The sequence below is a fragment of the Dysgonomonas sp. HGC4 genome (assembly GCF_001261715.1).
Lineage (GTDB): Bacteria > Bacteroidota > Bacteroidia > Bacteroidales > Dysgonomonadaceae > Dysgonomonas_A.
This window is the reverse complement of the sequence record NZ_CVRU01000142.1, coordinates 1-14126: the sequence shown is the minus strand read 5'-3', so window position 1 is coordinate 14126 and position 14126 is coordinate 1. Positions and strand designations below refer to the sequence as shown.

At 36.8% G+C, this 14126-nt stretch carries 8 protein-coding genes; 2 read left to right on the top strand and 6 right to left on the bottom strand.

The window, feature by feature from the left end:
* The first annotated feature begins 146 nt into the window (after positions 1-146).
* Both HGC4_RS13600 and metG read left to right on the top strand, forming a co-directional pair.
* Positions 147-1721: an Rne/Rng family ribonuclease gene (locus tag HGC4_RS13600; RefSeq protein WP_050710687.1), complete on the top strand. Its 1575-nt coding sequence runs from the start codon at positions 147-149 to the stop codon at positions 1719-1721.
* A gap of 192 nt (positions 1722-1913) precedes the next feature.
* The gene (gene metG / locus HGC4_RS13595) at positions 1914-3953 is read left to right on the top strand and encodes a methionine--tRNA ligase (protein ID WP_050710686.1); all 2040 of its coding nucleotides are present in this window, start codon (positions 1914-1916) and stop codon (positions 3951-3953) included.
* Positions 3954-4110: 157 nt separating this feature from the next.
* Here the strand turns inward: metG and thiL are convergent, their stop codons facing one another.
* From thiL to HGC4_RS13565, 6 genes are all read right to left on the bottom strand, one after another.
* Positions 4111-5157 carry a thiamine-phosphate kinase gene (gene thiL, locus HGC4_RS13590; protein ID WP_050710685.1) on the bottom strand — a complete coding sequence of 349 codons (1047 nt, stop codon included), beginning with the start codon at positions 5155-5157 and terminating at the stop codon, positions 4111-4113.
* The gene (locus HGC4_RS13585) at positions 5157-5975 is read right to left on the bottom strand and encodes a purine-nucleoside phosphorylase (RefSeq protein ID WP_050710684.1); all 819 of its coding nucleotides are present in this window, start codon (positions 5973-5975) and stop codon (positions 5157-5159) included. The genes thiL and HGC4_RS13585 overlap by 1 nt, the downstream gene beginning before the upstream one ends.
* Positions 5956-7041: a tetraacyldisaccharide 4'-kinase gene (gene lpxK, locus HGC4_RS13580; RefSeq protein WP_050710683.1), complete on the bottom strand. Its 1086-nt coding sequence runs from the start codon at positions 7039-7041 to the stop codon at positions 5956-5958. The genes HGC4_RS13585 and lpxK overlap by 20 nt, the downstream gene beginning before the upstream one ends.
* A gap of 100 nt (positions 7042-7141) precedes the next feature.
* Positions 7142-8917 (bottom strand): signal peptide peptidase SppA, encoded by a 1776-nt coding sequence (sppA, locus tag HGC4_RS13575; protein WP_050710682.1) that lies wholly within the window; start codon positions 8915-8917, stop codon positions 7142-7144.
* 181 nt (positions 8918-9098) lie between these two features.
* A complete protein-coding gene (locus tag HGC4_RS13570) occupies positions 9099-10691 on the bottom strand; it encodes a SusD/RagB family nutrient-binding outer membrane lipoprotein (RefSeq protein ID WP_050710681.1) in 1593 nt (530 codons plus the stop codon).
* Between the two features lie 38 nt (positions 10692-10729).
* Entirely contained in the window at positions 10730-13912 is a 3183-nt protein-coding gene (locus HGC4_RS13565; RefSeq protein WP_242047194.1) for a SusC/RagA family TonB-linked outer membrane protein, read from the bottom strand.
* Positions 13913-14126 lie beyond the last annotated feature (214 nt).

Sequence of the window (14126 nt, the reverse complement as noted above, 5' to 3'; positions counted from 1 at the left end):
TTATTTTAGAAGAAGTAACAAGAACAAACTTAAATCTATCATAAAATTTTAAGTTTGTTCTTTGTGCATTTCAGAACATCATGATTCTTTAAATACAGCCTCACAACTGTATTGGTACAAATTTTAATAGTCACAAGTAATAGAAAATGAATAGCGAACTTGTAGTTGATGTTCAATCGCAAGAGATTTCTATTGCCGTGTTGGAAGACAAGAAACTTGTCGAACTTCAGAAAGAGGCAAGAGACATCTCATTTGCAGTTGGTAACATTTATGCCGGGAAAGTAAAGAAACTTATGCCCGGATTAAATGCTGCATTTATTGACATTGGGTACAAAAAGGATGCTTTTCTTCATTACTTAGACTTAGGTCCTCAATTTAAATCTGTAGATAAATTTTTCAAACAAGCCTTAAGCGACACAAAACGATTTCCGCTAATACCTAAGATGCCCCTCGAAGCGGACATCGACAAAGATGGCAGTATCAGTGATGTACTGAAAGTGGGACAGGAAATTTTGGTTCAGATAGCCAAAGAACCTATCTCAACCAAAGGTCCAAGACTAACATCGGAATTGTCGTTCGCAGGCAGGTTTTTGGTATTGATTCCCTTCAATGACAAGGTATCAATCTCTCAGAAAATAAAATCCAAAGAAGAAAGAGCCAGACTTCGTCAACTTATTCAAAGTATAAAGCCTAAAAACTTCGGCGTAATAGTTCGTACAGTAGCTGAAGGAAAAAAAGTTATCGAATTAGATAACGAACTAAAAACGTTAGTGAAGCGTTGGGAGGATAATCTTCCTAAAATTCAGAAGGAAAAACTTCCGACATTAATATATGAAGAAACCGGGCGTATTGTAGGTCTCCTACGAGATGTATTCAATCCATCGTTTCAGGCTATTCATGTAAATGACAAGGAGGTACATAACCAAATCAGGGATTATATCAGTATTATAGATCCTGAGAAAAAAGATATTGTTAAGCTTTATACAGACGAACTCCCTATTTTCGATAGTTTTGCTGTCACAAAACAAATAAAAGCACTCTTCGGAAAAACTGTAACCTTCCGGAACGGAGCTTATTTGATCATTGAACATACCGAGGCTTTACACGTAATAGATGTAAACAGCGGGAACAGATCAAAAAACAAAGAAGCAGGACAGGAAAACAACGCATGGGAAGTTAACTCAGCAGCAGCCGAGGAAGTTGCCCGACAATTAAGACTCCGCGATCTGGGAGGAATTATTGTCATCGACTTCATCGACATGTCGGAAGGCGAACACCGCAGCAAGCTGATTGCAAGAATGCAAGAACTGATGGCTAATGATAGGGCAAAACATAATATATTGCCTTTGAGCAAGTTTGGACTGATGCAAATCACACGTCAACGCGTGCGTCCCGAAATGGTAGTAGATACTACCGAAACATGCCCTACATGCTTTGGAAAAGGAGAGATTAAGCCCTCTATACTATTTACAGACTCGTTAAGATCTAAGATAAGTTATTTAGTACAAAAACTAAATGTGAAGAAATTCACCTTACATGTACACCCTTATGTCGCAGCGTTTATAGACAAAGGATTCCCATCCTTAAAATCGAGATGGAAGTGGAAGTACAGCTTCGGGATGAAAATTATTCCCGACCAAAGCTTGGCTTTCCTCGAATACCGATTTTTTGATCAGAACAAAGAGGAAATAGATCTCAAACAAGAGATAGAACTCAAATAATATAAACGGGTGCATTCAACAGAAGATTGCACCCGTTTTTTTATTCCCCTAAGAGAGCCTATTTTATATAGAACTTAGTATATTTGCAAGTCTTTTTCGAAACAAAAAGATCAACTAAGGTCACAGACCTATTTTATTATGTTTTTCAGCGAAAAAGCATCCATATTATTTTATAATAACTACTAATATTCTATGAATAAAAAGTATAACCGAACATTAGTTACTTCTGCCCTACCTTATGCAAACGGACCTGTACATATTGGTCACTTGGCAGGAGTATATATTCCTGCTGATATATATGTCAGATATTTGCGTCTTAAAGGCGAAGAAGTAATACATGTCGGAGGATCTGATGAACACGGTGTACCTATCACCATACGTGCAAAAAAAGAAGGAGTAACTCCTCAGGATATTGTAGATAAGTATCATGGCATTATCAAAAAATCATTTGAGGATTTTGGTATTGCTTTCGATATATACTCACGTACCAGTTCTGAGATACATAAAGAAACTGCATCCGACTTTTTCCTTAAATTATACAACAAAGGAGAGTTTGAAGAGCAAACGAGCGAACAATATTACGATGAAGAGGCTAAAATGTTTTTAGCTGACCGTTATATAACCGGAGAATGCCCACATTGTGGAAACCCAAATGCTTACGGAGATCAATGCGAATCTTGTGGAACATCTTTAAGTCCTACCGATTTAAAGAATCCTAAATCTAGCATTACAGGTAATGCTCCAATCATGAAAGAAACAAAACATTGGTACCTGCCTCTTGATAAACATGAAGCATGGTTAAAACAATGGATTCTTGAAGATCATAAAGAATGGAAGTCAAATGTATATGGTCAATGTAAATCGTGGCTAGATATGGGCTTGCATCCTCGTGCCGTAAGTCGTGACTTAGATTGGGGTGTACCCATTCCATTGGAAGGCGCAGAAGGCAAAGTTCTATATGTATGGTTTGATGCTCCAATTGGATACATATCGAATACTAAAGAACTTTTTCCTGATAGTTGGGAAAAATGGTGGAAATCGGAAGACACAAAACTTCTTCATTTCATAGGTAAAGACAACATCGTATTCCATTGCATTGTATTTCCTGCGATGCTTAAAGCTGATGGTTCGTATATTCTTCCTGAGAACGTTCCTGCTAATGAATTCTTAAATCTTGAAGGTGATAAAATTTCTACCTCACGCAATTGGGCAGTATGGCTTCACGAGTATTTAGAAGAATTTCCGGGTCAACAAGATGTTTTACGTTATGTATTAACAGCTAATGCCCCCGAAACTAAGGATAACGATTTCACTTGGAAAGATTTCCAGGCTCGCAACAACAATGAATTAGTAGCTATACTTGGTAACTTTATAAATAGAGCACTGGTTCTTACTCAAAAATATTTTGAAGGCAAAGTCCCTGCAATTCATGAGCTGACCGACTATGACAAAGAAACTCTTGCTGAGTTTGCTGATGTTAAACAAAATGTAGAAAAATATCTCGACAATTATAGATTCCGAGATGCTTTGAAAGAAGCTATGAATCTAGCTCGTATAGGAAATAAATATCTAGCTGACACCGAACCTTGGAAAACGGCTAAAACAGATATGCCACGTACTGAGACTATTTTGAATATCGCTTTGCAGATAACTGCCAACCTAGCGATTGCATTCGAACCATTCCTTCCTTTTAGTGCTAAGAAAATAAAAGAATTCTTGAATATCGAGCATCTAGAATGGAACCAATTGGGACGCACTGATATACTTTCGGTAGGTCATACATTAAACCAACCTGAGCTACTATTTGCTAAAATAGAAGATGAAACTGTTGAACAACAAATACAAAAGCTTCTAGATACTAAAAAAGCAAACGAAGCTTCTGAATATAAGGCTACGCCTATAAAATCGGCTATTCAATTTCCTGATTTCGAGAAAGTAGATATTCGTGTAGGAACAGTTCTTGAATGTATTAAAGTTCCTAAAGCAGATAAGTTACTTCAATTTCTCATCGATGATGGTATTTCTAAAAGAACTATTATATCTGGAATTGCTCAGTGGTATAAACCTGAAGATTTAGTAGGTGAACAAGTATGCTTTATAGCTAATCTTGAGCCTAGAAAATTACGAGGAATTGAATCGTGCGGAATGTTACTTTCAGCAGAGAACAGCGATGGTAGTTTATCTCTCATCCAACCCTCTGCAACTATTACCCCTGGCAGTAAAGTAGGATAAGTTACGCAATGTACGATTATACGAAAGAGTTAGAGCTAAATATTAATCATAGGCTATAAAAACTGCTCTGAGTAAAAGCAATTAAAGTTGCTGATATAAAACAAGAAGAACCAATTTTAAATAAATTGGTTCTTTTTGTTTTATATAGATAAACTTGTCAGTCTTCTTCTGATAATGAGTTCCAGCCTTGAGCCTTCAACTCGATCTCAGTACTATCTCTTGTTTCCAAAGCCAGTCCTAAAGATTCGTTTGTGATATGTCCTATTACACGCACACCTTTCATCTTCGACACTTTATCGTGTAGATGTAGTGGTACGGTAAATAACAGTTCATAATCTTCACCTCCATTAAGGGCTACAGTTGTAACGTTCAGATTAAATTCTTCTGCCATCACAGCTGTTTGGTAATCTAGAGGAAGTCTTTCTTCATAGATTCTGCAACCTACCTTACTTTGTCTACAAATATGAATAAGTTCTGATGACAAACCATCAGAGATATCCATCATCGAAGTAGGTACAATACCTTCATTCGCCAAAGCTTCTATTATATCCTTGCGTGCCTCTGGCTTTAATTGTCTTTCGAGCAAATACTCTCTTCCCGAAAAATCGGGAGTAAAATCGCTTTTGCCATCAAAAACAACTTTTTCCCTTTCTAGAAGTTGAAGCCCCATATAAGCTGCCCCTAAATCTCCCGAGACACAAATAATATCATTTTCTTTCGCTCCATCGCGGGTTACTATCTTGCCTTCTATACCTTCTCCAATACAAGTAATAGATATACACAAACCGGTTAGAGATGCCGAGGTATCTCCACCTACAATATCTACCCCATATTGCTCACAAGCCAATTCTAAACCTGCATAAAAGTCCTCCAGATCTTCTATAGAGAAACGTTTCGACACACCCAAAGATACTGTGATCTGTTTAGGTTGCCCGTTCATCGCATAGATATCCGAAAAATTTACTACTGCCGATTTGTAACCTAAGTGTTTTAAAGGAACATATATCAGGTCGAAATGTATTCCTTCAAGCAATAGATCTGTTGTTACCAACACTTTTTGACTTGCACTATCTGCATATGACAGAATGGCTGCATCGTCCCCCACTCCTAAAACAGAGCTTGAGTGCTTTAGTTTAATATTTTCAGTTAGATGCTTTATTAGACCAAACTCTCCAAGTGAAGCAATTTCAGTACGTTGTTGCATTATTTATTCAATCTTTTGATAACTTCTTTAATAATAAATGCCATTTTAGGCTGAGCTATTTTAGCTGCTTCCTGCACTTCTTCGTGGGTTACTTCTACTATTTTTCCTATTACTCCTAAATCTGTTATAATAGAAAATGCAAGCACTTTCATTTTAGCATGGTTTGCAACAATTACTTCGGGCACTGTAGACATTCCCACAGCATCGCCACCCATAATACGGAAATAGTTATATTCTGCTGGTGTTTCAAATGTAGGACCTTGAGTTCCCACATACACACCATGTTGTAGTTTTATATTATTTTCTTTTGCAATTTCCATCGCCAATCTGCGAAGATCTTTATCATAAGCATTACTCATATCAGGGAAACGAGTTCCTAGCTCATTAAAATTCTTACCATGTAATGGATGCTCAGGGAACATGTTGATATGATCATCAATAAGCATGATATCTGCAATATCAAAACTTCCATTCATTCCACCGGCAGCGTTAGAGACAAACAAATATTTCACATCTAAAGCTTGAAATACACGAATGGGAAATGTTACTTCCTTCATTGTATAGCCTTCGTAATAATGGAAACGACCTTGCATGGCAATCACTTCATTATCTCCTAATTTTCCAAAAATAAGCTTTCCGCTATGTCCTTCTACAGTCGATACAGGAAAATTCGGTATTTCAGTATAAGGTATTTCTCTTTTATCCGTAATGGCATTAGCAAGTTCACCTAAGCCTGTTCCAAGAATAATAGCTGACTGGGGTATATCTCCGACTCTGCTTTTTATATAATCGGCCGTTTCACGAATTTTCTCTAACATGATCTATGATTTTATTATTAAATAGTTTTTTTTCTTCTTCATTTACAAAGCTTACCCGAATAGGCAAATAATAGAGTATCGATTTTACTTCCTCATCGAGATTACTCATCGATCGAAAACGTGCTGCATCTTTTTCGGTTACAATAATTACCTTTTCTTTATCTCCCATACTTTTTAGACTCGACTTCATATCCGAAATATCTTTAGGTGTGAATTGATAATGATCCGAATATTGAAGTGTCTCGGCTTTCTTTATGTATCTTTTTACTTTTTTGAAAAATGGACGGGGATTTGCAATACCTGCAACAAGCAGAACATCCTTATTTTGAAGTTTCTTTAAAAACAATTCTTCTTCATTTTCTGTAAAGACAGGCATTAACGCTCCATATCTAAACGATGTATAGAATAAATCTTGATAAGGGTATGCCTGAATATCTTTTGCTAACAACCTCAAGTCTAAAGGTGTTATACCATCAGGACATTTAGTTACTATTATTATATTTGCTTTCTCGGCATAATGTACAGGCTCACGCAAACGTCCGGCAGGCAGCAATTTATCACGAGTCATTAATCTATTATAATCGGTAAGCAATATTGTAAAAGACGGCTTCACATACCTGTGCTGAAAAGCGTCGTCTAATAAAATAACATTCGGTTTTTCATTTTCAGGTAAGGCAAGCAGATTCTCGATCCCCCTTTGCCTTTCGCCGTCTACTGCAACTAGAATATTAGGGTATTTACTTTTTATTTGATAAGGCTCATCTCCTATCTCATCAACAGTAGAACCTTTCTGTGCTAATACAAAGCCTTTGCTCTTGCGCTTATAACCTCTGCTTAAGACAGCTATACGATAATCGGATTGTAACAGTTCTATTAAATACTCGGTGTGTGGCGTTTTACCCGTACCACCAACTGTAATATTACCTACACAAATAACAGGAACGTCGTATTCCTTTTGTTTCAAGATCTTACACTCGAACATTTTATTCCGTATAAACACAACGAACCCATACAACCACGATATAGGCAGCAACCATTTTTTTATATGTAAGTTATTATGAGGCATTGATGTTCTAGCTACTTCAAGTAATATTTATATTGATTGATACATTTAAGTTAAACAACCCATCTAGATTAACCCATCTAGGCGATAAAGGTCTGAGACCTTAATTTAACTGTAAACTGTAAGGCATACGTGCTTGTATAAAATCTTGCTCCTTCAAGTCTTTTATATCTTTTATTGTTTTCAGCAAGAGAAAGTCTGAACCTAAATACTCTTTTAAAGCACGAGTAGCAATATCTTCAGTTTGAGTCTTGAAAAGAGCTTCAAAAGGACTTACTTGTTTGGGGTATTCCCTTATTGAGAAATCGGAAACATTCGCAAGTTTAGCGGCTTCTTTAAGAGCATCATCCAGACCTCCAATAGCATCAACAAGACCTATTTCGAGAGCTTGCTTACCTGTCCATACTCTTCCTTCCGCAATCTTCTCAAGCGTTTCTCGTGGAATATTCCTTCCTTCCGAGCAACGGCTCAAAAACAGATTATAACCTCGTTCTATATATTGTTGCAAAATAGCTTTTTCCTGCTCACTCATAGGACGAGTAATATCTCCGTAATCCGAAAATTTGTTTGTCTTTACATTATCAAAACTCAGACCTACCTTATTAGTGAGTCCTGCCACATTAGGAAACATTCCAAATATTCCTATCGATCCAGTAAGCGTTGTAGGTTGAGCATATATCTTAGAAGCATTACTCGATATGTAATATCCTCCTGATGCTGCATAGTCGCCCATCGATACAACAATAGGCTTCTTAGCCTTAAGATCAGTTACAGCTTTCCATATTTGTTCCGAGGCATATGCACTTCCCCCCGGCGAATTAACCCTAAATACAACTGCCTTAATATTATCGTCATCCTGCAATTTCTCTATTTCTTTAATCAGATATTTATCATTAATATCCGTTGGCTTAGTTCCACTTACTATTGAACCCTCAGCATATAGAATTGCAATTTGATCGGTCGATTTCGATTTCTTGATATCTTTCACTGTAACCATATCGGCAACCGAAGCCACATTCAGATTCTTCGAATCATCAACACCAAGCAAAGTCTTCAAATATTGGCGAACTTCCGATTCATACATCAAAGTATCAACCAAATGATTTTTGACACTAAACTCACCCTCTTGAAATGCAGGTAATGTATCGGTCAACTGATTGAGTCGTTCAACTGAAATACCTCGAGATTCGGAAACTTTACCTAAGATAGTTGACCATATATCATTCATATAAGAACCAACCTGCTCTTTACTGGCATCACTCATCTTATCTAGGATGAAAGGCTCAACGGCAGACTTATAAGTCCCGACTTTAAATATTTGCATCTCTACTCCAATTTTATCAAGCAGACCTTTATAAAAGGTAGGATTAGCAGACAAGCCTTGTAAATTGAGCGAGCCTTGAGGATTCATTATTACTTTATCGGCTACCGTAGACAGGAAATAACCACCCTGCATATAATCATCAGCATAGGCAATTATAAACTTGCCACTTTCCTTGAAATCGGACAATTGATCTCTAATCTCAGTCAGCGAAGCACTCGAAGCCATAAAATAGCCTGAGCTTATATATATTCCTTTAATGTCGTCATTCTCTTTGGCTTTCTTTATGGCAGATAGAATATCTGTCAATGCCATTTCTTTGGCTTCTCCTAAATTAAAAAACTCTATTATCGGATTCTCTAAAACCCGATCTTTCATTACTCCGGTTAGACGAATCGTCAGAACCGAATTATTTTTTAGAACAAATGTATCTGAAGAACTACTTAATAATACTCCGATAAACCCAAAAAACAATAGGACAAGAACCCCTCCTATAATAAAACTGCTGATAAATATTCCTACTATCGAAGCCAATACGCTTTTAAAGAAATCTTTCATGCAAGAAAAAAATTAAGTAATTCGTGAAAACACATTACCACAATCTAACAAATATAGACAAAAATATTTTAGGAGAAAGCGATATTAACCTAAAATAGTGCCATCCAGCGTATCTATCAAAACAAAAGGATCGAACCATCAACGGCTCGACCCTCTCTAATTGATTGAATAAATCAAGTAATTATTTGTTTGCAGGATGCGGATTCCCTACACTCCTTACATCCCAAAACATTTTGCTGTAATAGTTATTACTTCCATCAGTAAGTTTAGATACAGCATCTTTAAACCCAGTTGGGTTTAGAGTACTTTCATTGGTCGGATATTTCACACGAGCAGGTATATCTCCTTTGGTCTCAGATAAAGTTGTAAAATCTAAGACTGCACCTCCAACAACATACGAATGTTCTCCCGGTTTCAATAATGTAGTGGGATATCCTGTCCGGCGATATTCAGACCACGCTTCAGTACCATTCATGTACAAGTGAATATATTTTTGCGTTGCTACTGTTTCGGCATCAACTCTTGCACTTACCACAGCTACATAATCGGCAATACTAGCACTGCTTAAAAGAGCTTTACCCATTACTTTTGTATAAAGATCATTCCAATATTCCAAAGATGCTTTAACCCCTTCTTTATATTCTGGTACTGAAAAACCTTTATATTCGGAAAGAATAAAACAGATTTCGGAGTATGATAATAAGGAAATAGCAAAGTTCGGTTGTACAACCAAAGGTTCATCAGCATAAAAAGAAGGAGCAGCATTTCTAATAGCCGATGTCATTTGCGCACTTGTTAATCCATAAGGCAGTCCAATATACTTTCCATTACGAGCAGATGTATAAATAGGTAAACGTGGGTCTACTACACCTTTCCATGGGTGAGTTTTCACATTCAATGTATCAGCTTGTCCTTTCAGTAAGTCAACAAAAGGCTTAGCAACTGAAAAATCATTTCTTCCGTCCTCAAAAAAGCCTTTATAAAAATAGCTTTGATTGGGAGCTGTTGTTGAATAGTTAAACACTGCATTATCGCTATTGCTTGTAAAGATTCCCGACGTTACTGCTTCTGCAATATATGTCTTCCATTTAGGATCAACCTTTGATAAACGGAGAGCAATTTTACACTTCAACGAATTTCCAAACTTTTTCCAGGCCGTAGCATCTCCATTATAAATTAAATCGCCTTCAGTAAATACTTCGGCATCTTCATTAATCATCGCTGTTGCTTCATCCAATTCTGTAATAAATTGATAATACAAAGTATTCAAATCATCATACTTGGGATACAACACACCTTCCTCTAATTTAAACGCCTCATTGTAAGGTATAGCCCCCCAAGTGTCAGCCATAAGCTGCATCAACCAAACTTTCAGAATTTTAGCTGCTGCAATCTGATTATTATTATCACCATAGGTAGCCATTCCTTTTTTTGTAGCCTCATCGGTATTCAATTTTTCAATATTATTTAAATTGCCTGCCACTCGGTATAAATAATTGAAATAATTATTATTTACACTCTCGCGAATTTGATAGCGATCTTCCTCGGTATAAGTTCGTTGTGCCCAGTATTGAGAATATACTAATGCTTGTCTTCCACTAAACCAATTATCGTAAATATAATCTAGCATACTTTTTTGAGCTCCCGTCATCAACGTCGCCGTTGAGACCGAAGAAGGTTGGTTCGGATCAATATTCAACTCTTCCAAATCTTTACAAGAACCAGCCGTAAAGATCAAAGTCGCAAATAATAAACCTTTTATAATTGTTTTCATATCTTTCTTCAAATCTTAAATAATTAATACTCGCGGAATTAGAATTGAACTCCGACATTGAAACCAAAGTTTGCTACCGAAGGAAGTGCTCCACCTTCGATACCTTGTACGTTTCCTGAACTTGTTGTTGCCATTTCAGGATCAAAGCTGCTGTTATCTAATCCAAACATGGCAAGATTACGTCCATAGGCAGAAACTTTCAATGCTTTGATATACTTTGTTGATCGAAGAGGGATATTATATCCAAGAGTAATTTCCCTAAGTTTTATAAAGTCGCTCTTAAAGACGCTTTGTGCGGCAGGACCACTATTAATTGCTCCAGCCCAGTCTTCGGCTTCCAAACGAGTTGTATTAGGAGTACCATCAGCATGCACACCAGCTAGCAACACACCTCCACCATCTTCAACCGCATCACGTATTGGATTTCCAAGTTCATTATTACCCACAGTTCCTGCAAGCATACCCGAATACATGCCAAACATATATGAAGTGGAAAAGAATTTTCCGCCAAACTGAGCATCAAATAAAATACTTAGGTCGATACCTTTATAAGAGAAAGTATTAGAGAATCCAACTAATGCTTTAGGATAAACACTACCCAATGGAACATTGCCATCAGTAGAAGCATAGGTTCCATTAGCATTTATGATTCTATTTCCATTGTCATCATATACAAAATCAGTACCCATAAGCACTCCGTATCTATCTCCAACAAGAGCACCAACTTCTACTTTGAAAGGAGCAGCTGCCAATCTAAAATAACCTTCTTCTCTGTTACCTAACAACTCTTTTACTCTATTCTTATTTGCAGAAAGAGTACCTACAACACTCCATTCAAAGTCATTTGTTCTTACGGGCACACCTCGTAACATCAACTCAAAACCCTTGTTAGTAATAGTTCCACCATTAACAACCATAGATGTATAGCCAGTTGCACCTGATAGAGACAATGGTATAATCTGATCTTGGGTTTCGGAATTATAGTATGTAAACTCAACTCCTACACGATTTTTAAGTAAATTAAGTTCAAGCCCAAGCTCTACAGAATACGTTGATTCAGGTTTCAAATCAGTACTATTCTTTTTATATGGCAACGTATAAGCATGCGAACCATCAAAAGAAGTATAGAATCGGTAAGCGTCATACACATTGTAAGGATCAGTATCACTACCTACTTTAGCCCAACCTAAACGAACCTTACCTAAATCCAACCAATCTTGCTTCAACAATTCAGAAAATAAGAAGCTACCCGTTACCGAAGGATATAGGTATGAATTATTTCCTTTAGGTAAAGTGGAAGACCAGTCATTACGCAATGTTGCATCCACAAAAGCAAAACCTTTATACCCGAAAGCTGCACTTGCAAATACACTATTAATTGATTTTTGACTTAAGAAATTAGTCGATTTAGCTTGACTTCTTGAGTTATCGAGATTGTAAAACTCGGGTAACACTAATCCCCCTACACTCTCACCAATCAATCTTGTATATTTACGATACATAATATTACCTCCGGCATTTACATCCAAAGTCATATTATCATTCATTTTTTTAGAGAACATCAATAAGAACTCATGATTTATTTCATGTTGCTGTCTATGTGTCTCACTATAAGAAGATAATTCCTGAGAATACACTGCGTTTCTCTCATATTGCTTATCACTAAAGTAATCTAGATTTACTTTATATTGTGCTTTTAAATTAGGTAGTATATTTACTTTTATACCCACATTACCATACAAACGATCACGCGTATCGTTTTGATAATTCATATTACGCGACCAATAAGGGTTATTAGAGTATTGAAGTGTAGGATCATCCCATGCACCTCTATTCCATCCGGCTTGAGTACCATCAGGGAACCTGTAAAGATCTTTAAGCTCTTTCATATCCAACTGACGCTGTCCCCACTGAATAAATTTCTGCATAACGTTATTGTCTCCATATCCTGTATCGGGACGACCTTTAGCCGCTTGGTTCAGATAGGTTACATTTGTAAATAGCTCGTAATACTTACTTGTATTAATACTTCCTGCTACATTAAAGCTGTTTTTATCCAAGCTACTGTTGGGCATATAACCGCTCAATGTCATATTCGTATACGAAACACGAAGACTTGTTTTATCCGTTGATTGTGATAAACTGATATTATTAGTAAACGAAACACCTGTTTCGAAAAAATCATCAATATCGTGTCTAGGACTTACCCATGCTGACGTTGTTGGATCTCCGACTTTACCTCCGGCTTCCCATCTAGCAACATCGTACCACGAAAGATACTGTACACTAGGATCATATTTAGGTCCCCAACTTTCATCAATACCATAATCAGGCACTAAATAAGTCTTTCCATTAATTAGTGTAGGAGTTAAACTATAACCGCCACCATATTCTTTTTGCATCTTGGGCAATTTGTTCACAGTCTCAAACCCGATAGAAGAATTTACGCTAATACCTAACCCTTGATTTTTTTCGCCCTTTTTAGTTGTAATCATAATCACCCCATTTGCTGCACGAGAACCATAAAGAGCCGATGCATTAGGACCTTTCAATACCGAAATATTGGCTACATCATCAGGGTTTATATCCTGAATTAAGTTACCATAATCATAACCTCCGCCGCCACGTTGGGTATCGGTACTATTAAAATCTGTTCCTTCAATAGGAACACCGTCAATAACGAATAAGGGCTGATTATTTCCTGAAAGTGATTTTATACCACGAAGCAGTACTTTTGTTGAACCACCCATATTACCTGTAGCACCTGTTATTTGTAAACCGGCAACTTTCCCTGCTAGTGAATTTATTGGATTTGCAACTCCTCCACGAGACTTAAGCATCTCGTCACCATTCACTTCAGCCACAGCATACCCCAACGCTTTTTTCTCGCGAGAGATACCCATTGCTGTAACCACAACCTCATTCATTAATTTGGAATCGTCTTCTAACATGATTCGCAGATCACTACCTACTGCTACCTCTTTAGTCTTCATACCAATCAAAGAAACAACCAACGTTTTTCTTTCAGATGGAACATTCAATGAAAATTTGCCATCAACATCGGTAACTGTACCAACCATACTTCCTTTAGCTACAACTGAAGCTCCTATCACTGCTTCGCCGGTATCGTCTACGACTACCCCGGATACTCGCGTAGTTTGAGCTAGAGATAACCCCACGCTTGCCACTATACAAGCAAAAATCATCATAAATCTTCTCATAAATACCTCTTTTATTAAACTCAATTTGATAAAATAACTTAAAATAAAATTTCAAACAACTTTAGACTACATTATGCAAATGTATTTATATATTCCAAACAGAAAAACACACATCCACAAAACAAGAGCATAAACTATCTATTTAAAACCCATTAAAGACAAAATCAATCATATTGATTAATAAACCAATCATATAGTTTCAAAAGAAACTATA

Bases quoted from the DNA above. Each gene is read 5' to 3' on its own strand.
- HGC4_RS13565 (WP_242047194.1), bottom strand. From the start codon at position 13,912: ATGAGAAGATTTATGATGATTTTTGCTTGTATAGTGGCAAGCGTGGGG.
- HGC4_RS13600 (WP_050710687.1), top strand. From the start codon at position 147: ATGAATAGCGAACTTGTAGTTGATGTTCAATCGCAAGAGATTTCTATT.
- lpxK (WP_050710683.1), bottom strand. From the start codon at position 7,041: ATGCCTCATAATAACTTACATATAAAAAAATGGTTGCTGCCTATATCG.
- sppA (WP_050710682.1), bottom strand. From the start codon at position 8,917: ATGAAAGATTTCTTTAAAAGCGTATTGGCTTCGATAGTAGGAATATTT.
- HGC4_RS13585 (WP_050710684.1), bottom strand. From the start codon at position 5,975: ATGTTAGAGAAAATTCGTGAAACGGCCGATTATATAAAAAGCAGAGTC.
- metG (WP_050710686.1), top strand. From the start codon at position 1,914: ATGAATAAAAAGTATAACCGAACATTAGTTACTTCTGCCCTACCTTAT.
- thiL (WP_050710685.1), bottom strand. From the start codon at position 5,157: ATGCAACAACGTACTGAAATTGCTTCACTTGGAGAGTTTGGTCTAATA.
- HGC4_RS13570 (WP_050710681.1), bottom strand. From the start codon at position 10,691: ATGAAAACAATTATAAAAGGTTTATTATTTGCGACTTTGATCTTTACG.